General features: G+C 46.6%; 19 protein-coding genes and 1 tRNA gene. 10 read left to right on the top strand and 10 right to left on the bottom strand.

Translation table 11 applies throughout. The annotated features are described in order from the left end of the window. Positions 1-87: 87 nt before the first annotated feature. Positions 88-1,077, bottom strand: a complete 990-nt coding sequence (locus ABDZ76_RS06395; RefSeq protein WP_343803260.1) for a complex I NDUFA9 subunit family protein — start codon at positions 1,075-1,077, stop codon at positions 88-90. 198 nt (positions 1,078-1,275) lie between these two features. Here ABDZ76_RS06395 and lepA point away from each other — a divergent pair, with 198 nt between their 5' ends. Next, positions 1,276-3,084: a translation elongation factor 4 gene (lepA, locus tag ABDZ76_RS06390; RefSeq protein WP_343803257.1), complete on the top strand. Its 1,809-nt coding sequence runs from the start codon at positions 1,276-1,278 to the stop codon at positions 3,082-3,084. A gap of 58 nt (positions 3,085-3,142) precedes the next feature. On the opposite strand, the gene crcB is transcribed toward lepA, so the two are convergent. Then, a complete protein-coding gene (gene crcB, locus ABDZ76_RS06385) occupies positions 3,143-3,532 on the bottom strand; it encodes a fluoride efflux transporter CrcB (RefSeq protein ID WP_343803254.1) in 390 nt (129 codons plus the stop codon). Positions 3,533-3,660: 128 nt separating this feature from the next. Here crcB and ABDZ76_RS06380 point away from each other — a divergent pair, with 128 nt between their 5' ends. After that, positions 3,661-4,512 (top strand): endonuclease/exonuclease/phosphatase family protein, encoded by an 852-nt coding sequence (locus ABDZ76_RS06380; protein WP_374844573.1) that lies wholly within the window; start codon positions 3,661-3,663, stop codon positions 4,510-4,512. Here the strand turns inward: ABDZ76_RS06380 and ABDZ76_RS06375 are convergent. Further along, positions 4,484-5,944, bottom strand: coding sequence for a phospholipase D-like domain-containing protein (locus ABDZ76_RS06375; protein ID WP_343804686.1), 1,461 nt, complete (start codon positions 5,942-5,944; stop codon positions 4,484-4,486). The genes ABDZ76_RS06380 and ABDZ76_RS06375 overlap by 29 nt on opposite strands. A 151-nt stretch (positions 5,945-6,095) precedes the next feature. Here ABDZ76_RS06375 and ABDZ76_RS06370 point away from each other — a divergent pair, with 151 nt between their 5' ends. Together ABDZ76_RS06370 and ABDZ76_RS06365 are read left to right on the top strand one after the other, a co-directional pair. Beyond that, entirely contained in the window at positions 6,096-6,650 is a 555-nt protein-coding gene (locus ABDZ76_RS06370) for an HdeD family acid-resistance protein (RefSeq protein WP_343803251.1), read from the top strand. 242 nt (positions 6,651-6,892) lie between these two features. Beyond that, a complete protein-coding gene (locus ABDZ76_RS06365) occupies positions 6,893-8,479 on the top strand; it encodes a peptide chain release factor 3 (RefSeq protein ID WP_343803248.1) in 1,587 nt (528 codons plus the stop codon). A gap of 82 nt (positions 8,480-8,561) precedes the next feature. Here ABDZ76_RS06365 and coaBC read toward each other — a convergent pair whose 3' ends face one another. After that, the gene (gene coaBC / locus ABDZ76_RS06360; protein ID WP_343803245.1) at positions 8,562-9,800 is read right to left on the bottom strand and encodes a bifunctional phosphopantothenoylcysteine decarboxylase/phosphopantothenate--cysteine ligase CoaBC; all 1,239 of its coding nucleotides are present in this window, start codon (positions 9,798-9,800) and stop codon (positions 8,562-8,564) included. 216 nt (positions 9,801-10,016) lie between these two features. Between coaBC and ABDZ76_RS06355 the strand changes: the two genes are divergently transcribed. Further along, entirely contained in the window at positions 10,017-10,898 is an 882-nt protein-coding gene (locus ABDZ76_RS06355) for a hypothetical protein (protein ID WP_343803242.1), read from the top strand. Positions 10,899-10,964: 66 nt separating this feature from the next. On the opposite strand, the gene ubiB is transcribed toward ABDZ76_RS06355, so the two are convergent. Together ubiB and ubiE are read right to left on the bottom strand one after the other, a co-directional pair. Beyond that, on the bottom strand, positions 10,965-12,545 hold the full coding sequence (gene ubiB / locus ABDZ76_RS06350) for a 2-polyprenylphenol 6-hydroxylase (protein ID WP_343803239.1): 1,581 nt from the start codon (positions 12,543-12,545) through the stop codon (positions 10,965-10,967). A gap of 14 nt (positions 12,546-12,559) precedes the next feature. Beyond that, positions 12,560-13,351: a bifunctional demethylmenaquinone methyltransferase/2-methoxy-6-polyprenyl-1,4-benzoquinol methylase UbiE gene (ubiE, locus tag ABDZ76_RS06345; RefSeq protein WP_343803236.1), complete on the bottom strand. Its 792-nt coding sequence runs from the start codon at positions 13,349-13,351 to the stop codon at positions 12,560-12,562. Between the two features lie 249 nt (positions 13,352-13,600). Here ubiE and upp point away from each other — a divergent pair, with 249 nt between their 5' ends. After that, the gene (upp, locus tag ABDZ76_RS06340; RefSeq protein WP_343803233.1) at positions 13,601-14,227 is read left to right on the top strand and encodes a uracil phosphoribosyltransferase; all 627 of its coding nucleotides are present in this window, start codon (positions 13,601-13,603) and stop codon (positions 14,225-14,227) included. 86 nt (positions 14,228-14,313) lie between these two features. Next, positions 14,314-14,520, top strand: coding sequence for a SlyX family protein (locus ABDZ76_RS06335; RefSeq protein ID WP_343803230.1), 207 nt, complete (start codon positions 14,314-14,316; stop codon positions 14,518-14,520). Between the two features lie 30 nt (positions 14,521-14,550). On the opposite strand, the gene msrA is transcribed toward ABDZ76_RS06335, so the two are convergent. Beyond that, the gene (gene msrA, locus ABDZ76_RS06330) at positions 14,551-15,195 is read right to left on the bottom strand and encodes a peptide-methionine (S)-S-oxide reductase MsrA (protein WP_343803227.1); all 645 of its coding nucleotides are present in this window, start codon (positions 15,193-15,195) and stop codon (positions 14,551-14,553) included. A gap of 79 nt (positions 15,196-15,274) precedes the next feature. Further along, entirely contained in the window at positions 15,275-15,580 is a 306-nt protein-coding gene (locus ABDZ76_RS06325) for a hypothetical protein (protein ID WP_343803224.1), read from the bottom strand. A 346-nt stretch (positions 15,581-15,926) separates the two neighbouring features. On the opposite strand from ABDZ76_RS06325, the gene ABDZ76_RS06320 reads away from it, so the two are divergent. The 3 genes from ABDZ76_RS06320 (at position 15,927) to ABDZ76_RS06310 (ending at position 19,640) form a co-directional block, all read left to right on the top strand. Next, positions 15,927-16,016: transfer RNA gene (locus ABDZ76_RS06320), tRNA-Ser, on the top strand. Positions 16,017-16,876: 860 nt separating this feature from the next. After that, on the top strand, positions 16,877-18,199 hold the full coding sequence (locus ABDZ76_RS06315) for a DUF6538 domain-containing protein (protein ID WP_343803221.1): 1,323 nt from the start codon (positions 16,877-16,879) through the stop codon (positions 18,197-18,199). A gap of 541 nt (positions 18,200-18,740) precedes the next feature. After that, complete coding sequence (locus ABDZ76_RS06310) at positions 18,741-19,640, top strand: hypothetical protein (RefSeq protein ID WP_343803218.1); 900 nt, start codon at positions 18,741-18,743, stop codon at positions 19,638-19,640. On the opposite strand, the gene ABDZ76_RS06305 is transcribed toward ABDZ76_RS06310, so the two are convergent. Together ABDZ76_RS06305 and ABDZ76_RS06300 are read right to left on the bottom strand one after the other, a co-directional pair. Further along, the gene (locus ABDZ76_RS06305) at positions 19,628-19,729 is read right to left on the bottom strand and encodes a helix-turn-helix domain-containing protein (protein WP_343804685.1); all 102 of its coding nucleotides are present in this window, start codon (positions 19,727-19,729) and stop codon (positions 19,628-19,630) included. The two genes, ABDZ76_RS06310 and ABDZ76_RS06305, sit on opposite strands and share 13 nt — an antisense overlap. 88 nt (positions 19,730-19,817) lie before the next feature. Further along, the coding region (locus ABDZ76_RS06300) for an integrase core domain-containing protein (protein ID WP_343803216.1) at positions 19,818-20,143 on the bottom strand (326 nt) is incomplete at its 5' end.

The raw sequence follows: 20,143 nt of genomic DNA, 5'->3' as shown, positions 1-20,143 counted from the left end.
CGGCTGTCCATTGGGCCGCCGGTTTCATCTATTCATAAAAAAACCGCCGGAGATGATCTCCGGCGGTTTTTTTTGTATATCGTGAAATTAGTGAGCTTCGCGCATCTTGGTATATTGTCCGGCTACGCGGTAGCGCCACAAATAGGCTGGCAGAATAGCATCTGCGCCCTGTGGGGTAATCCCCATGCCCTGCAAGGTGCGCGCTTCAGAAGTCGCTGCATCCGATACAATATTATCCGACTTCAGGAATGTAACCTGATCAGCGGTGATAAGTGGATTTGGCAGCAAGCCAATGATGCGGGCGTTGAATTTTGCCGCCCACCAAGGCATCGAAACGATACAACGCTTGCGGTCAATCACTTTCAGCATATCGCCGATCCAGTCTTTAAACGACTGAATATCAGCGCCACCCAGTTCATAGGTTGTGCCGCGGTTAAGCTTACCTTCAACCGACAGTAAAACGGCATCAGCGACATCGCCGACATAAACGAGCTGCATCTGGGTTTTGCCGCCACCGATCACCGGCAGAACAGGTGTAAAACGTGCCAGATTGGCAAAACGATTGAAGAACTTGTCTTCCATGCCGAAGATCACCGACGGGCGCATGATAACAGCAGCTGGCGCTGCTTTCAGCACAGCCTGTTCGCCTTCAGCTTTGGTGCGGGCATAAACGGAAGCCGATTTTAAATCAGCGCCGAGTGCCGACATATGGGTCAGCGGAATATTCTGAGCGCTTGCAGCTTCAGCCACATTTTTGGCGCCAAACACATGCACTGCATTGAAGCGCTGACGGCCACTTTCAGCCTGTACACCAACCAGATTGACGACATAATCTGAACCGGCAATGGCACGGTCAATCGACCAGCGATAGCGCACATTAGCCTGTACCATCTGGATTTGGCCGACATTGCCGAGCGGCTGCATATAATAAGCAATTTCAGGTTTGCGCACAGCAACGCGCACCATATAGCCGCGCTTGGCAAGTGCGGCCACCACGGCGCGTCCGACAAAACCCGAACCGCCGATCACAGTAACCAGTTTTGGTCTGTTGTGGACTTCATTGGGTTCGGTATTCATGCCTGAGCTCCTAAGTGTATAACGGATATCAACCTTAACCTATATCAAGGTTTCTCACGAGAATTATGAGGCTGATTTAATCCCTTTTGCGCATTTGGCAAAGAACTATTGTCAAATAGTGTGCCCAATGAGCGCTTTTGCCACTGTGTCGCTGCAATACCACTTTGAATTTCGCTATAAAACTGCTAAATCGCGCCCATGAGCACACCACTTGACCATATTCGCAATTTTTCCATCGTCGCACACATCGACCACGGTAAATCGACTCTCGCTGACCGCCTGATCCAATCGACAGGCGGACTGGAAACGCGCGAGATGAAGGATCAGATCCTTGATTCGATGGATATCGAGCGTGAACGCGGCATTACCATCAAGGCACAGACTGTCCGTTTGCACTATAAAGCGCAAAATGGCGAAGATTATGTGCTGAACCTGATCGACACTCCCGGCCACGTTGACTTTGCCTATGAAGTCTCGCGTTCGCTGGCTGCGTGCGAAGGTTCTCTTCTGGTGGTGGACGCCTCACAGGGCGTTGAAGCGCAAACCTTGGCCAATGTTTATCAGGCCATGGACAACAACCACGAGCTGGTCGTGGTTCTCAATAAAGTTGATCTGCCTGCAGCAGAGCCTGACCGCGTTAAGGAACAGGTTGAAGATGTTATCGGTCTCGATGCATCCGATGCAGTGATGATTTCGGCTAAAACCGGTCTTGGTATTCCGGATGTACTGGAAGCGATTGTCAATCGCCTGCCACCTCCGAAAGCCGGTGACCGCAATGCGCCGCTTAAAGCCATGCTGGTTGATAGCTGGTATGACACCTATCTTGGCGTTATTGTTCTGGTGCGCATCATCGATGGCGTGCTGAAAAAAGGCCAGACCATCCGCATGATGGGTACAGGCGCAAAATATCCGGTCGAACGTACCGGTGTTTTCACGCCTAAAATGGTGGCCGTTGACGATTTGGGTCCGGGTGAACTTGGTTTCATCACCGCTTCGATCAAGGAAGTTGCTGACACGCGCGTTGGTGATACCATCACCGAAGACCGTCGCCCGACACCGGAAATGCTGCCAGGCTTTAAGCCGGCACAGCCTGTTGTTTTCTGCGGTCTCTTCCCTGTTGATGCAGCAGACTTTGAAGATCTGCGCTCAGCGATGGGCAAACTGCGCCTCAATGATGCGAGCTTCTCCTTCGAGATGGAAACATCGGCGGCACTCGGCTTTGGTTTCCGTTGCGGCTTTTTGGGTCTCTTGCATCTGGAAATCATTCAGGAGCGTTTGGAGCGTGAGTTCAATCTTGATCTCATCGCCACAGCGCCATCTGTTGTCTATCGCATGAACATGCTCGACGGCTCAGTTGCAGAATTGCACAATCCGGCCGACATGCCGGACGTGGTCAAGATCACGTCGATTGAAGAGCCTTGGATTCGCGCCACCATCATGACACCGGATGATTATCTGGGTTCGATTTTGAAGCTTTGTCAGGATCGTCGCGGTATTCAGGTTGATCTGTCTTATGTTGGTCCGCGTGCGATGGTCACCTATGACCTGCCGCTCAACGAAGTCGTGTTTGACTTCTACGACCGCCTGAAGTCGATCTCCAAAGGCTATGCCTCTTTCGACTATGCTATCTCGGAATACCGTGAAGGTGATCTGGTTAAAATGTCGATCCTCGTCAATGAGGAGCCGGTTGATGCGCTTTCCATGCTGGTTCACCGTAGCGCTGCCGAAAAACGCGGCCGTGTGCTGTGTGAAAAGCTGAAAGACCTGATCCCGCAGCATATGTTTAAAATTCCGATTCAGGCTGCCATCGGCGGACGTATCGTTGCGCGTGAGACCATTTCGGCACTGCGTAAAGACGTGACGGCAAAATGTTACGGTGGTGACGTTTCCCGTAAGCGCAAACTTCTGGAAAAGCAGAAGGAAGGTAAAAAGCGCATGCGTCAGTTCGGCCGCGTGGAAATTCCACAGGAAGCCTTTATTCAAGCACTCAAAATGGGCGACGAATAATAAAGCGCTCTATCAAATCCAAAGCCCCGCTGAAAACCTTCAGCGGGGCTTTTTCATTTCAAGCGGAGGTATTGAGCCGCATGGCCAGCCAATAACCGATGGCTGCTGCCAGCACACAGAAAATCACTGATATTACAATATTCAAGGCAGCACGCCCCAGCGCCCCTGCCCGCAACATTTCAAAAACCTGTAAGCTGAATGTGGAAAATGTGGTGAAGCCACCGCAAACACCCACCATAAATGCAAGCCGCCACACTTCCGGCAGATGATAGCGCCCCTGCAACATGGTCAGCGTGCCAAAAAAAGCAATCGCAAACGAGCCGGCAATATTGATGCTGATTGTACCCCAAGGCATCGAGCGGCTCAGCGGCAGCATCCAGATACCAATCCAATAACGCGCCACAGAGCCCAGCGCCCCGCCCAATGCAACAGCCAATGTTTCTATCATTGTCGCAATATCTCAAAATTTATTGTTAAACTAAAGCCTGATTTGGTTTTTATATGATGCGTCATTACTATTTATATCTGTGTAGCGATCAAGACGAATATACTTGCATTCACTTAAGGACATGAAGTTTGCGAAAGATACTCAACCCTAACAACCTCTCCGGCAGTATTCTTTCGGCCATTCGTAAACGCTCGTTTTATGAGCCGTTTGAGCCGCGCCATGCGCCCACGGATACGGTGATCGCTTCTTATAATGTTCATAAATGTGTTGGCACAGACAAACAATTTGCCCCTGAACGTATTGCTGATGTGATTGGTGAAATTAATGCCGATGTGATTGCTTTGCAGGAAGCAGATAAGCGCTTTGGTGAGCGCACCGGCCTGCTGGATCTCGGTCGGCTTTATCAAAATTCCGGTCTTGTACCGGTGCCGATCACCTCTTTTTCAGAAGGTGGTCACGGCTGGCACGGCAATCTTTTGCTTTTCCGCGAAGGTTTGGTGCGTGAAGTGCGCCAGCTTTCACTGCCCGGTGTTGAGCCGCGCGGCGCTTTGATGGTTGATCTGGAGCTTGCCAACGGGCCCTTGCGCATTATTGCTGCGCATTTAGGGCTTTTGAAAAAATCCCGCGCACAACAGGCCGAAACGATTTTAAGCACCATGGCTAATTCCGAGTTTCTGCCGACCCTGATGATCGGCGATCTCAATGAATGGCGGGTGGGAAAGACATCTTCGCTCAATGCCCTTAATCCGGTTTTCAACCCGAATGCAGGCGTGGTGCCAAGCTTTCCATCACGTTTTCCGGTACTGGCACTCGACCGGATTATGGGCGCGCCCCATAATCTGATTACCAATATCGAAGTGCATGACAGCCCGCTTGCCCGCGTGGCCTCTGATCATCTGCCAATCAAGGCACATATTGATCTGCAAGCCACCATGGAGCGCCTGAGCCTGATTAAAGATAAGGTGAACCCAACCAAATAATCCGGTCGGTCAGGCGGCGCAAAAATGGCTGTTTCCGCAAATCGTCCAAGAGAACAGGCGTACTGTTTTTCTTGATTGCGCGGATACGCTCTTCTAACTGACTGGCAAATTCAAAGTCCAGAACCTCCATGTCAATTTCAAAGTTCAGCCGCAACGAGCGCGGATCAATATTAGATGAACCGACATAAGACCAAACGCTATCAATGGTCATCAGTTTTGAGTGGTTGAAAGCACCACTGGCACGCCAGATTTTACAACCATCCTTCAACAACTGATCAAATTGCGCCCGCATCGCGCGATCAACCAATTTCAGATTATTGACGCCCGGAATGATAATATCCACGCCGACACCACGGCGTGCAGCCGTTACCAGCGCACTGATCAGTTCACGATCCGGCAATAAATAAGGTGACATGATCAGAATATGATCCTGCGCCACCGAAAAAGCCCCCATCATCATGCGATGATTGGTTTCAAGGTTTTTATCAGGCCCTGTAGCCACCACCCGCACCAGTGTCTCTTCACCGGCAGGTCGTTGCGGTGGCGCAATTTTCCATTTTTCCCCTTGCAACAATTCGCCTGAGGCAAAGCGCCAATCTTCCGAAGCGATATGGAAAATATCGGCCACAGCAGGGCCTTCCACACGAAAATGCGTATCATGCGCAGCATTATCACCGGAATATTCACTCATAAAACCAGCGCGGATATTCATGCCGCCTGTAAAGGCAACAGCGCCGTCCACCACCAATATTTTTCTGTGCGTGCGCAAATTGGCATAAGGCAGTTTCAAGCCAATGATAATATTGCCATTAAAAACTTCTGCCGGAACATTATGCGCTTTCAACAGACTGACAATGCTTGGCATCGAATAACGTGCACCAACCGCATCCACCAGCACGCGCACTTCCACGCCGCGTTTTACCGCAGCCGCAAGGCTTTCAACAAAGCGAATACCGATCGGATCACGATCGAAAATATAAGTTTCCAGCAAAACACTATGTTCAGCCTGATCAATGGCTGCGAGCATAGCTGAATAGGCAGTATCGCCGCTTTCCAGCATGGTCAGCTCATTGCTACTGGTAAAATCATATTTGCTGACCGCATCACCCAGAATTTTCATCGCCGCAAAGGGTTTACCGAAGTGATCGCGCACACTCTCATTGGTCGTGTCGAAATGGGTCAGATGATAAAGCGCAATATGAGCGTCCCTGTCGCGCTGCAAAGAAAGGCTGCTGCGCCGGATACGATTAACCCCTGCCACCGTATAGACAACCGCACCAATGATTGGTGACAGCAAAATCACGCCAACCCAGCCAATAGCGGTGCGAACTTCCTGTTTTGTCATTGTCGCATGAATAGCAGCACCCGCACCAAAAACGATCGAAACCGCTGCAAGAATATGAGGCCAATAGTCATGAAACAATGTAATCATAGTCACCAGAACAATCCTGCCAAACAGTTGTTATTACATATAAATAGAGTTACTGTAAAAGTTACGTGCCTGCAATTTATTAAAAGCATGCATTTATATCTGTTATCAAAGTCTATAAAACGCCTTTTCACATTCATAGGAGCTGCGCATTATGGCATCAAGCGATACAAGTCTGCACCAACCTGAAATTTCAAAAAAATGGGGCTGGTTTGTGGCCCTCGGCGTTGCCCTGCTCGTTTTGGGTGGAATTGCATTCGGTAATCTTTTCCTCGCAACGGTCGTATCTGTCTATTACGTCGGTATGCTGATGCTCATTGCAGGTATCGTCGAAATTATCCATGCTTTCAACGTCAAGACATGGAAAAGTTTCTTCTTCTGGTTTTTGAGTGGTTTGCTTTATGCAGGTGCCGGTATTGTCACCTTCAGCAATCCTGTTCTTGCAGCCGGCATTCTCACCGTGCTTCTTGCTGCCGCGCTGATTGGCGCAGGTCTTTTCCGTATCTGGATGGGCTTTCAGGCAAAACCTGCACGCGGTTGGGGCTGGCTCGTTTTTGCTGGTATCATCACCGCACTGACAGGTATTTTGATTGCTATCCAATGGCCGGTCAACAGCCTGTTTATTTTAGGTCTGTTCCTTGCCATTGACCTGATTTTCCAGGGCTGGGCATTTATCGCTTTTGGCCTCGGCATCAAAAGCCTCAAATAATATATAAACTATATCTGCCGCCCTGAAACACTTTTAGCAAAGCGCTTTCAGGGCGGCTTTTTTTATGCCTCGACGAATAAAGCCGTAACTGATAAAGCAAGCTTCAAATTTATCTTCATCCGAACCAAACCATCAGCCGTTTTCAGTGTTCGCCATATTTCGATTTTACTTTATGGCAAAACGCCTTATTGCATGCTGATCCTTATATGCGGGATTGCCCGCCTTAGTTTAACGAGCCTTTTATGCCTATTGCTGATCATCCTGCTTCAAAGCGCCGTACTTTCGCAATCATTGCGCACCCGGACGCCGGTAAAACAACGCTGACAGAAAAACTGCTGCTTTTCGGTGGTGCTATTCAGCTTGCCGGTGAAGTAAAGGCAAAGAAAGATCGTATTCAGACCCGCTCCGACTGGATGAATATCGAGCGCGACCGCGGCATTTCCGTTGTCACCTCGGTGATGACCTTTGAATATAAAGATTGCATCTTCAATCTTCTCGACACCCCGGGTCATGAAGACTTTGCGGATGACACCTATCGCACACTGACAGCCGTTGACAGTGCCGTCATGGTGATTGACGCAGCGCGTGGTATTGAGCCACGCACACTCAAGCTCTTTGAAGTGTGCCGCATGCGTAATATTCCGATTGTCACCTTCATCAATAAGATGGACCGTGAAGCGCGCGACCCGCTGGAAATTCTCGACGAAATCGAAGAAAAACTGGCGCTCGACACAGCTCCGATCACATGGCCGATCGGCTCCGGCAAAAGCTTTGCCGGTACTTTTGACCTGCACAACAACACCATCCGCCGTGAAGACACACAGGAACAGCCTTTAAAAGTGGATGGCCCTGAAGACCCGCGTGCTGCCGGTCTGTTGCCGGAAAACCAGCGCGCAGAATGGATTGAAAGCGTTGAAATGGCTCGTGGTGTCTGCCGCGAGTTTGACCTGCAATCCTTCCGCGAAGGTCATATGACACCGGTTTATTTCGGCTCGGCGCTGAAAAAATTTGGTGTGCGCGATCTGATCGAAGCTTTCTGTGACTATGGCCCATCCCCACGCGACCAGCAGGCTGACACCCGTATGGTCAGCTCCACAGAAGAAAAAATGACCGGCTTTGTCTTCAAGATTCAGGCCAACATGGATCCGAACCACCGTGACCGTATTGCATTCCTTCGCGTTTGCTCCGGCACATTGTCCCGCGGCATGAAAGCAAAACTCATCCGTACCGGCAAGCCGATGAGCTTGTCTGCACCACAGTTTTTCTTTGCCCGCTCCCGCCAGATTGCTGATGAAGCTTTTGCCGGTGATGTTGTGGGTATTCCCAACCACGGTACGCTGCGTATCGGCGATACGCTGACCGAAGGCGAAGAATTATTGTTCCGCGGTGTGCCAAACTTTGCACCGGAAATCCTGCGTCGTGTCCGTCTTGACGATGCGATGAAAGCCAAAAAACTGCGTGAAGCCTTGCAGCAAATGGCTGAAGAAGGTGTTGTGCAGCTTTTCACTCCTGATGACGGCTCGCCAGCTATCGTTGGTGTGGTGGGTGCGCTGCAAATCGACGTATTGACGGAACGCTTGAAAATTGAATATTCATTGCCGGTTGGCTTTGAAATGTCGCGCTTCTCCATCTGCCGCTGGATTACTGCTGATGATCCGGCAGAAGTGGATCGCTTCATTGCAGCACACCGCGCAGATATTGCTCATGATCTGGATAATGATCCGGTCTATATGGCGCAAAATACATTCTCGCTCAATTATGAGGCAGAGCGCTGGAAAGCTATCCGTTTTGAAGAAGTAAAAGATTATCAGGTGCGTTCCAACCCCTGACAGCCATCTATTTAAAACACATAAAAAGCGCGGTTACCCATCAGGCAACCGCGCTTTTTTTAAATCTAACTCTTGGTAGTAGTCACTTGCCTTTTAAGGCTTCAGCAATTTTCTGCGCCAGTTTTTCAGCAGCGGCTTGTTTGCTCATCTGCGTCCATTCTTCAATGCCGTCACGGGTCACAATACGCGGCAGATTATGATCACCCCCCATGACACTGACACCGTTTTCTTCCGTCACATCATTGGCGACAATCCAGTCCGCACCTTTTTTATCAAGTTTCTTACGGGCGTTTTCGAGCAAATCCTGCGTTTCCGCTGCAAAGCCGACCACCAATTGAGGGCGCTTGGGATGATGACCAATGCTTGCTAAAATGTCCGGATTTTCCGTCATTTTTAATGTTGGCGCGGTTTCACCGGCCTGTTTTTTAATTTTTTGATGCGCTTCATTTTCTGTGCGCCAATCCGCAACAGCGGCTACCATCACTGCGGCATCAGCTGGCAGCAAGCTCTCAACGGCCACTTGCATTTGGCGTGCAGTTTCCACATGGGTCACATGAACACCCGCAGGATCGGCAATAGTAACCGGCCCTGAAACAAGCTGCACTTCAGCACCAAGACGCGCCAATTCACGCGCTATCGCATGACCTTGTTTGCCGGATGAACGGTTTGCAATATAGCGCACCGGATCTATCGGCTCATGGGTTGGCCCCGATGTCATAATGATTTTTTTGCCCTTGAGCGGCAGATCACGCGGTGCGAGCAGTTCTTCAACCGCTGCAACAATCGCCAACGGCTCGCTCATACGACCAAGACCAGCCTCACCGCTTTCAGCCATTTCACCCCGCTCAGGGCCAATGAAATGCACACCATCCTGGGTTAAGAACGCGCGGTTGCGTTGACTTGCCGGATTGTCCCACATGGCAGGGTTCATAGCAGGTGCGACCAGCACCGGAATTTTACGTGCCAGCAACACAGCACTTGCCAGATCATCGGCCAAGCCATGCGCCATCTTAGCCATCAGATCAGCGGTAGCAGGTGCAACCACAATCAGATCAGCATCACGTGCCAAGCGAATATGGCCGACATCCTGCTCGTCCTCACGCGAGAAAAGATCAGTATAAACATGATCAGCGGAAACCGCGCCAATGGTAAGCAGGGTGACAAATTCCTGCGCCGCACGTGTCATCAACGGGCGTACTTGCGCACCACGCTCACGCAAACGACGGATCAAATCCGGTGTCTTATAAGCTGCGATACCACCACTGATAATCAGCAAAATGCGTTTGCCTTGTAATGTTCCTGCCGGAGATACAAACGCCATTACTATTACCTTTCAAGCTATAAATTACTTTTCTTACATGACTTATGACAATTTATTATCATCATTCAAGCGGATAAATATTTCACAGATTCATAAAGCAAAAAACGAACATCAAATGCTCATTCAACATAAAAATAACAATTATACATGACTGATTAAGTTACCAGCTTTAAGATTGAAACATGCATTATAAAATATCTCCATAAGGAGAAATTTATGATCATAAGATTATTTTTTATTACAATTTTTTATTCAATATTTTTTTTAAACAATTCATTTGCTGCCAATATTGAACAAGAAATGAACAAAGCTGTCGAGCGGCTAAATGAATTGTATAATTCCCATACCTCGGCGTGTGTTGTATATTTAAATCTTGAATCTCCCGCCTCCGATTGTTCCGGAATTTTTATTCACGGCATGGAACCTGGTCAAACCCATATATGGATACCTGATCAATCTGACCCTCGAAAAGCGGTATCCTTCTCTTATTTACGTTCGGACATACCAACAAATCAATTATTCAGTCCCAATGGATTTATTTACGATCAAACAAGCCAAGATCCAAAGAAGAAAAAACTCAAATTATATTGTTTTTATCCATTTGACGCGTTCAGTGATAACTCAGAAACACACCCTTACACATCCCACGGATGTGGTCTTACCAACACGCCATTCCCAAGCCAGCTGAGTGGTGATTATGAATCATGTTCTTCTGCTTCAGTTACTACAGCCGATCAATGGATTCAAAAGTACCTGCCTGAACAGAAACCATCCTTCATTGTTGATGATTCTTGTTCGTTTAGTCCTAATCAAATCAATAGTTTCCTTGAGGTACTCAAAATTCAGCAAGAAACACAATCACCTTACTGGAACGAACTCATTACCGAAATGTGGTCCTTCAGTGAGGCTGAGCACTTACCAATACTTGCTTTCTTTTATCAAAAAGGAAATGAAGATGGGAGAGTCGAAGCATTTTTCCAGCAGCAAGATTACTGTCAGAATTATAAAAAGTTTGTACCAGTCGTTGCACTTGATCTGAATGCCGGATCATCAAACGCATTCTCAGGCAATTTATCAGAGCAAAGTGCGTGCAAATAAGCAGAAGTATTTTTTACAAACTTTCATCATCCTTTGTCAGTGCCCATCAAAGCGGCACTGACTATATCAAACAATAAAAAGTTTAACCGCGATGGCTACAAAGGCAATGGCGATCACCACCAGCGCCCGTCTGCCCCAGCGATTATGATAAGCTTCCGCACGACCGATGGCTTCGGCAGTCGCCGCATCAAAACGCAAACCATTGGCAACCATATCGTCAAGCGCGATGCTGGCGCGTTCCGAACGCTGGATCAATTCAGGCGCTTCACGCATGAAATGCAATAATGCCTGTCCGGTTTCCTTGGCATCACCCAAAATGCCTTGAGGGCCTAAGTTCTTGCGGATCCAACCGCCCACAACCGGTTCAGCCGATTTCCACATATTGAAATGCGGATCAAGCGTGCGCGATACACCCTCAACCACCACCATGGTTTTTTGCAACATCAGCAATTCAGGCCGCGTTTCCATGTCGAATAATTCGGTCACTTCAAACAGCAGCGTCAGCAATTTCGCCATCGAAATTGTTTCGGCAGGCTGGCCGTGAATAGGCTCGCCAATAGCGCGAATGGCTTGCGCAAAACTGGCCATATCATGCGTATGAGGCACATAACCGGCCTCAAAATGCACAGCCGCCACACGCATATAATCGCGGGTGATAAAACCATAAAGAATTTCAGCCAGAAAACGACGCTGCTTTTTATTCAAGCGACCGGTAATACCGAAATCGACCGCAACAATCGTTCCCTTCGGGTCAACAAACAAATTGCCCGGATGCATATCGGCATGAAAAAAACCATCGCGCAATGTATGGCGCAAGAAAGACTGGATCAGCACTTCCGCCAGTTTTTTAAGATCAAAACCGGAAGCACGCAGCGCATCCACATCCGACACTTTAATGCCGTCAATCCATTCAAGCGTTAAGACGTCACGGCCTGTGCGTTCCCAGTCAACTGCTGGCACACGAAAGCCCGCATCATCTTTGATGTTTTCAGCAATTTCCGAAAGGGCCGCAGCTTCAAGGCGCAAATCCATCTCAATGCGGGTGGTTTGTGCCAAGGTTTCAGCAATCTCAACCGGACGCAAACGACGGGTTGCAGGCACATAATGTTCCTGCATCCGTGCCACCATAAAGAAGCTGGCCAGATCCCGCGCAAAACGCTGACGCACACCAGGGCGGATAACTTTAACCGCAACCTTCTGAGGCTGACCGTTTTTAGAAATATATGCCGGATGCACCTGCGCCATAGAAGCCGCAGCAATCGGCGCATCAAAGCGCTCGTAAAGATTGCTGACCGAACGCCCCAGCGAATTTTCGATGGCTTTTTCTGCTTCGCTTTGCGGGAAAAAATCGAGCTTATCCTGCAAAAGCTCCAGATCAGCGGCAATATCGCGCCCGACAATATCAGGGCGTGTGGCCAAAAACTGGCCAAGCTTGACATAAGACGGCCCAAGCTTGTTCATCGCGCGTGAAATACGCTCCGAACGCTCCATATTGCGTGCACGCGGGCGCGCTAAGGCTTTGGCAAGCTTGTGCCCGAATTTCGGCAAACCTTGCAGATCATCAACAGGCAATGCACCGATCACACCCTCCCGGGTTAAAATCCAGCCTGCACGGATCAGCCGCAAAGCGGCAGAAATATTCTTCATATCCGCCTACTATTTTACAATTTCCAACCGGAATGAAGGGCAGCAATGCCTCCGGTGAAATTGCGCCAGCTGACGCGCTCAAAACCCGCCTGCTCAATCATCGTGCCGAAATCTTTTTGCGCCGGAAATTTACGTATTGATTCGACCAGATAGCTGTAAGAATCCGCGTCGCCTGTGATCATCTGACCAATTTTAGGTATCGCATGGAATGACCACTGGTCATAAACCTTGTCCAAAATCGGCATTTCCACTTCGGAAAATTCAAGACACATGAAACGGCCGCCCGGCTTCAGGACGCGATATGCTTCTGAAAGCGCTTTATCAATATGCGGCACATTACGAATGCCAAAAGCAATCGTATAAGCATCAAAAGAATTATCCTCGAACGGCAATTCTTCTGCATTGGCTTCAACAAAATCGAGATTGTCGATCAGGCCTTTTTTAATCGCGCGTTCACGCCCGACACCCAGCATAGAGCCGTTAATATCAAGCACAGTGACATGGGCTTGTTTGCGTGAAGCTTCGACAATGCGGAAAGCAATATCACCAGTGCCGCCAGCCACATCCAATGAGCGCCAGCCGGCACGTTTTGACGGTGCAAGCCATGCAATCATTGCATCTTTCCAGACACGATGCATACCGGCCGACATCAGATCGTTCATCACATCGTAGCGCTTGGCAACTTTATGGAAAACGTCGTTGACGAGTGCCTGTTTCGAGTCTTCGTCAACCTGACGAAACCCGAAGGAACTTTCCATACCGCCTGTTGCGCCTACCCGATCCATATTGCCGTCATGCTGGCTCATAGCTTGTCCTGTCTGTTCAATTCACGGGAAACACCATAGTGTATTCTGCCGCTGTCCTGAAGTGACATTTGTCCGCTTTCGCGTCAAAGCCGTTCTTAATTCATGCATATAAAGCTTGCACAGGATGTTACAAGCGTAGAAACAGCTCATAAATCTGTGTGTGTGCTTTTTTAAAATGTTTTCACATAGCATATAGGGCTATAATGTCCTATTCATTAAGCATCAGATTATAGAAACAGCGGAACGATCATGGGCGTTACAGTTATCAGCCACCCGCTTGTCCAGCACAAGCTTACCATCATGCGCAAGCGTGAAACCTCCACAGCAAGCTTTCGCCGCCTGCTGAAAGAAACATCATTGTTGCTTTGCTATGAAGTGACCCGTGATCTTGAAATGACCACGATGCCAATCGAAACGCCGTTGGCACCGATGGAAGCACCTATTCTGGAAGGAAAGAAACTTGTTTTCGCTTCCATCCTGCGTGCGGGCAACGGCCTGCTTGAAGGTATGCTTGATCTGGTGCCTGCTGCGCGCGTGGCTCATATCGGTCTTTACCGCGATCACGAAACCCTTCAGCCGGTTGAATATTATTTCAAAGCCCCGGAAGATATCGTCAATCGTCTGATCATCGTGGTTGACCCGATGCTGGCAACTGCCAATTCGGCGATTATGGCCATCGACAAGCTGAAAGAACGCGGCGCGACCAATATCCGCTTCCTCTGCCTGATTGCAGCCAAAGAAGGCATTGAGCGCTTCACCGAGGCGCACCCTGATGTGCCTGTTTTCACTGCTGCTATTGATGATCATCTAGATGAACATGGCTACATCGTACCAGGCGTCGGTGACGCCGGTGACCGTATGTACGGCACTAAATAAGAGATATTCGTTATCTCAATCAAAATCACCGGCTCATGTAGCCGGTGATTCTTTTATGACCACTCATTCAAAAGAACTGCAAACCGATGTCTCATGAAACACGCCTGACCGAGCTTGAAATCCGGATCACCGAACAGGATAAAATCATCGAGGATCTTTCCGGCGAGATTGCAGAACAATGGAAAGTGATTGACAGCTTACGCACCAAGCTCAATGCGCTGACCACCCGCTTTCTAGAACTCGAAGAGCAAACCCAGCCCGATATTCCGGTTACCAGACCGCCCCATTGGTAAAACGGGGCAGTCGCCTAACGGCTTTTTAATTTAAATAAAACAAGAAACGCCGGTGCCGCGCAGGCCGCAATAACCGCCCGGATTTTTCGCCAGATATTGCTGATGATAATCTTCAGCATAATAAAAGACCGGCGCATCGAGAATTTCGGTAGTAATTTCTCCCAGTCCTTTGGCCGTTAAGGCTCGCTGGTAAGCATCCCGTGTTTCTTCAGCCAATGCCTTATCCTCAGCGGAAAACGTATAAATACCTGAACGATAGGTCGTGCCAATATCATTGCCCTGTCGCATACCTTGCGTCGGATCATGTTCTTCCCAGAACATTTTCAGCAATGTATCAAGGTTGACAATTGCCGGATCATAAACCACCATCACCACTTCATTATGGCCGGTCAGCCCTGTGCAGGTTTCTTCATAAGTCGGATTAGGTGTCAAACCACCAGTATATCCGGCAGCGGTGACATAAACGCCTGGTACTTGCCAGAACAGGCGTTCAACACCCCAGAAACACCCCATACCGAACATGATCTTTTTCATGTTTTCCGGCCAGCCACCATGTAATGAGCGCCCTGACACATAATGCGTATCGGCCGTTGCAATCGGCTCTGCACGCCCCTTAAGAGCGGTCTCCGCAGTCGGAAACTCTGTTTTCAGTCGGTAGCGGTCAAACATGGTCATTGGTTACTCCTGAAAGGCTGGCTGGTTGCCACCTTATATAAGACACCTGCGCCTTTGTTGTAACCAGCACTAAACCAATTCAAGCTTTTTTGAAGATATAAGACAATAAATAGAACAACAGCGCCAATGCCATCAAAACGGCAACAGCAGGCAGATTGAACAAATATTCAACAAACCCACCCGCAAAGCCATCAGCGTGCACGCTTTCTTCAAGCCCGTTTTGAAAACCAAAATCCAGCATCACGCCTGACAAGGAGGTGAATGTGACAACCGAACCGCCGATGGAACGCGCTGCATCAATAATCACAGCGGCAACGCCACTGAGCAAAAACAGCAAAGCACACAATAACAACAACCGGTTTAGGATAAGTCCAATCACCTTCATCAAACACACTCATTCAAAAAGTTCATTACAGGCACTCGATCATTCATGTCATTGACCATAAATGATTATCCCTCACCTGCATAAAAATTTCAAAGAGAGCTTATCCACATACTGATAAAGCGCTTAAAAGCCTTTTAAAACCACATATTTGGCACTTTTTCTCTATCTTTGGAGCCATTTCTAGACTTCTGAAAATATTCTTTCATATTCCTGAAATTAACGGTTGATTACTGTCGTATTCTAGCTATATTCCGCGCCGAACCGGTGATTTGACAGTCAACCAATGTCAAGTGAATTACAGGTTTTGATTCTTCATGAACTTGATGTCATGAACGGAATATTCTGCGGAGAGGTGGCCGAGTGGTTGAAGGCGCACGCCTGGAAAGTGTGTAGGCGGGGAACCGTCTCGCGGGTTCGAATCCCGCTCTCTCCGCCATAATTCCTGTGCAACCCCTTGATTTTATTGAGCTTACAGTAAAACAACTGATATACTGCTACAAAATGTGCTACAAAATTTGGCTTATTAAGCTCTTAATATACACAGTAAAGCACATAAAATAATGCATTGATTTACCACTATTCGAAGCCCATTAAAGTAGCTTGTGCTGACACCGAGCATTTCTTGACAATAGCTCTCGCCCCATTGAGGCGGCCTTTTATACATTATCCATACCTGCAACACTGAAAAATGCAGATGTAAGAGCGCCCTCCCAAATTACAAAACCTGAGGGGCACATGATTTTCGAATCAAGTTTTAGCGAGATTGCACATTCTTAGATTGCTTTTTGGGAGAAGATTGCCCGACCATCGTGCAATAATTAAAGCTTCAGCTTCAAATTTTTAAAGCAAAACACACTAAAGATAATTGATAGCAAATTAAGAAAAACAATATGTTAAATTTTGTTCTAATTTAGAATAAATTGACATAATAAAACAAACATGTTTTTACTTAATTTTATAGTTGACATTATTTTATTCTTTAAATACTTGATTCATTGATTTGTGCGAATGGGCACTCTTCTAAAGAGTAGTAACTATCAATCATTTCACATGCAGACTTAAGATCGCTTCATTATTTCATGGGGCAAAAACCGTCTTCAGTATGCAGTTTTATTTGTTGTACTGATTATCTCTAAAATTTAGAATAACCACTAGCCACCCTTTCCTAAAGGTCGGCTAAATCAACAAAAACCTAAACCGTTCTTACCCTTTTAAGGCTACCTTAAAAGGTAAGTGAACACGTTCAACTTGCAAGGATTTGACTTATGCAAAACTAAATGAAAGGCCCGGTTTAAAATGAAACAGGTAATCAAAAAGAGCAAAGGATTATACACCCGCGGCAATACCTACTATGTTCGTAAAACTATTCCAGCTCACTTGCGTAAAATCGCAGGTCAGCGAGAATTCATAGTCTCCCTAAAAACCCAACAGTATGAAATTGCGATCCAAAGATACGCAGAAACGATAAAAAGCATTGATCATACAATGCAAAACCTCATTAATGGCTCGTACACAAAAGATGACGCTAACTTTGAGCATTACCAGAAAATAGCAGCAAGCAAAGGCCGCCATCTGGAATGCATCTCGCAGATCATCCATGATCCTCACAGAATAGCTTCAATCGCTAATAAGTTCAAAGAATTTGAAAGCAATGAACAGCTCTCAAAGCATGTCGTTCAATCTTATGTCAAATTCAAAGACACCAGAAAGAAAATCTCTCAGCTCGTCGACATCTATTTAGAGGCGAACAAGCTAAAGCTTGCAGCTTATAATACGCGCGAACACGACCGAAAGATCAACCCTTTCAAGAATGCCAGCAAGCAGCTCTCAACATTCCTGAAAAAAGATAAGTTTGTAAACGACATTACAAAGCAAGACGCCCGTTCCTTTTATAACGAACTAAAAGATCGTATTTTCAATAAAAAGATTACTGCAAACACCGCAAATAAATACCTGACTCATCTCCGCGTTTTGGTCGATACATACAATAACGAGCAGAGTCGCGATCATGGGAATCCATTTCTCGACCTAAGATTTACCGATGAAAAAACTCAACAATCACCTTTAACCATTGATTTTATAAAGGCTAGGTGGATCGGTAATCCTGTATTTGACAAGCTAAGCCGTGAACTAAAACACTTAGTTCTAGCAATGATTGATACTGGTTGCGGCTTTAAGGAGCTGTGTGGCATAGATCCACTTAAGGACATCCATTTAGATGCCCCTATTCCCTATATCAGCATAAGACCTAACCAGCACCGCATGTTAAAGAATAAATCTCGTAAGCGGGACATTCCATTAGTAAACTTCGCACTCGAAGCGTTTAAGCAATTCCCTAATGGTTTTACACACTACAATACGGATAATGGCCCAACAAACGCATCAGCAGCTGTAAATAAGTTCTTGAAAAAGAATAACCTGTTTGAGAATGCTGAACAGTCAGCCAACAGTATTCGGCACTGCTTTAAAGATCGCTTGCGGCACCATTACATACCTGCAGAAATACAGGATGAGCTAATGGGCCATACCACCAAAGGTATGGGCAGTCATTACGGCAATGGACATACTCTCGAGCAGAAATACAACGCCCTGCAACAGATCACTGAAGACTTTAAATAATCACATATTCAAAGCATTACACCGCCTCATTTCTCAATGGGGCGGAACCCATAAACTCGCCCGAAACAACAAAAGGAAAGCACCATGACAAGATAAATACGCTTTAAGAGTACATTACGCCAAGCAAAAATGGCTGATGCACCCCTGTAAGTTTCTCTAAATGCATGAAATTCTTACAGCAACCCGTCGTATTAAACGACAAATCTCCTCTGCTGACAGCAGAGAAACCGCTCAAAACAAGGAGCATTATTTGACAATTAAATAACAAGATTGGAGTAATCATGAACAATGAGGAATTATATCTTGATAACCTAGCATACATTGGAAACATACTTAAAGAGTACGGATGTGAATCCGAACTAGAAATAATGATCGCTTTCTATAAGGAAAAGCAGAATGAGATCAGTAATAAAAATCTTCCTTGGAAGAATTAGTAAATTAACAAATGAAAGTGAAACTATAGCAATACACACTTATAAGTAAATTATATTAGTCTATGTATCGCGATAGCGTCACTTTCTCAATATAGAAAGAGACGTTTATGATTAAAACCAACACATATGATATTGATTTTGATTTTGATTATCATTCATACAAATCATTGCACACTCAATACTCTATTAGAGCCAATACTGCTCTTAATATAGTAAGGGCTTTTGATTTTGCAAAATACATTGGAATTCCGTTAAATAATTTTGTTACTATAAATTTATTCAACATCGACCAGTTTGCAGGTCGTTTAATTTTCTCTCGTATAAGAGAGCGCATTAATCGCTGGTTAAAACGCTTATCATTGAAATTAGGAAAAAACTTCGTACCAACATGGGTATTTGTTTTTGAAAATCCATTGAATCTTTTTCATGTTCATTGGTGCATAAACATACCTGATGAATTGAAAAATGATTTTAGAAAAAAAGTCAGACAACTGCTTGAGAAGCATCAAGGAAAACCAATCCTTGACAATCAGTTAAATTTTCAAGACATGGACCCATATACAGATAAAACTTTGGCTAATTACCTGTGTAAAGGAATTCGACCTAATTATATTGACTTCTTACACTTACAGGAAAGAGCTAAATTTCAAGGCTACATAATTGGACAACGCGCAAGAGTATCTCGAAACTTAGGCCCGACAGCAATTAAAAGAGCAAATTTTAATGCTACCTTACAACGTCACGAATGGAGTGAGCGGCATCCTCATATAGCTGATAAATATGAAAAACCAGAAAAATGGGACATAAACGAGGTTATACCACAAGTTACAGGAGCCAAAACATTTCCTGGGTTCCAAGAGTATTGGAAAAAAATGATGCGAGAAACCTACTATTTTCGCAACCGCTTAGGAGATAATAGAAACATAAACGGCTCAATTCCTCGTACATATGCTGAGCAGGCAGCCAAAATGGCAAAAATAAAACAGCAATTAAGTTATAATATTTGATTTTTTATTCTTGAAAGAGTTGATCTCGAGCATCCAGTAGCTTGGATTATGCTATTCCAGCTCTGACCACTTTCTAACATTTTTAAAATAGCGGCGTTCCGGACTTTATCTTCGGGACTGACCTGAGCCCCAACACTCCTCCATTTTTCAGGAGAGTCTTGGGTTATACTATTGGCCTTAAGCGGCCTGTTTTTCTAGAGCCATTTTTATGGCGAACTCATTCGGTGTGACATTGCCGAGTGAAGAGTGCGGTCTGTTTTTGTTGTAATCATCCTTCCATGCTTTGATCTCAGTGCGCGCCTGAGCGAGCGATGAGAACAAGGTCTCGTTCAGGCATTCATCACGGAAACTACCGTTGAAGCTTTCGACAAACCCGTTTTGCATTGGTTTGCCCGGCGCGATGTAGTGCCATTCAATGCCCGTCTCCTGACACCACTTGAGAATGGCATGACTAGTCATTTCTGTCCCGTTGTCAGAAACTATCGTTCGTGGCTTGCCGAATT

The sequence above is a fragment of the Paenochrobactrum glaciei genome (genome assembly GCF_039522165.1).
Taxonomy (GTDB): Bacteria; Pseudomonadota; Alphaproteobacteria; order Rhizobiales; family Rhizobiaceae; genus Paenochrobactrum; species Paenochrobactrum glaciei.
This window is presented reverse-complemented; position numbering and strand designations above follow the sequence as displayed.

Excerpts from the sequence above, each read along its gene's own strand:
- ABDZ76_RS06395 (WP_343803260.1), bottom strand. The coding sequence starts at position 1,077 with ATGAATACCGAACCCAATGAAGTCCACAACAGACCAAAACTGGTTACT.
- lepA (WP_343803257.1), top strand. The coding sequence starts at position 1,276 with ATGAGCACACCACTTGACCATATTCGCAATTTTTCCATCGTCGCACAC.
- crcB (WP_343803254.1), bottom strand. The coding sequence starts at position 3,532 with ATGATAGAAACATTGGCTGTTGCATTGGGCGGGGCGCTGGGCTCTGTG.
- ABDZ76_RS06375 (WP_343804686.1), bottom strand. The coding sequence starts at position 5,944 with ATGATTACATTGTTTCATGACTATTGGCCTCATATTCTTGCAGCGGTT.
- ABDZ76_RS06370 (WP_343803251.1), top strand. The coding sequence starts at position 6,096 with ATGGCATCAAGCGATACAAGTCTGCACCAACCTGAAATTTCAAAAAAA.
- ABDZ76_RS06365 (WP_343803248.1), top strand. The coding sequence starts at position 6,893 with ATGCCTATTGCTGATCATCCTGCTTCAAAGCGCCGTACTTTCGCAATC.
- coaBC (WP_343803245.1), bottom strand. The coding sequence starts at position 9,800 with ATGGCGTTTGTATCTCCGGCAGGAACATTACAAGGCAAACGCATTTTG.
- ABDZ76_RS06355 (WP_343803242.1), top strand. The coding sequence starts at position 10,017 with ATGATCATAAGATTATTTTTTATTACAATTTTTTATTCAATATTTTTT.
- ubiB (WP_343803239.1), bottom strand. The coding sequence starts at position 12,545 with ATGAAGAATATTTCTGCCGCTTTGCGGCTGATCCGTGCAGGCTGGATT.
- ubiE (WP_343803236.1), bottom strand. The coding sequence starts at position 13,351 with ATGAGCCAGCATGACGGCAATATGGATCGGGTAGGCGCAACAGGCGGT.
- upp (WP_343803233.1), top strand. The coding sequence starts at position 13,601 with ATGGGCGTTACAGTTATCAGCCACCCGCTTGTCCAGCACAAGCTTACC.
- ABDZ76_RS06335 (WP_343803230.1), top strand. The coding sequence starts at position 14,314 with ATGTCTCATGAAACACGCCTGACCGAGCTTGAAATCCGGATCACCGAA.
- msrA (WP_343803227.1), bottom strand. The coding sequence starts at position 15,195 with ATGACCATGTTTGACCGCTACCGACTGAAAACAGAGTTTCCGACTGCG.
- ABDZ76_RS06325 (WP_343803224.1), bottom strand. The coding sequence starts at position 15,580 with ATGAAGGTGATTGGACTTATCCTAAACCGGTTGTTGTTATTGTGTGCT.
- ABDZ76_RS06315 (WP_343803221.1), top strand. The coding sequence starts at position 16,877 with ATGAAACAGGTAATCAAAAAGAGCAAAGGATTATACACCCGCGGCAAT.
- ABDZ76_RS06310 (WP_343803218.1), top strand. The coding sequence starts at position 18,741 with ATGATTAAAACCAACACATATGATATTGATTTTGATTTTGATTATCAT.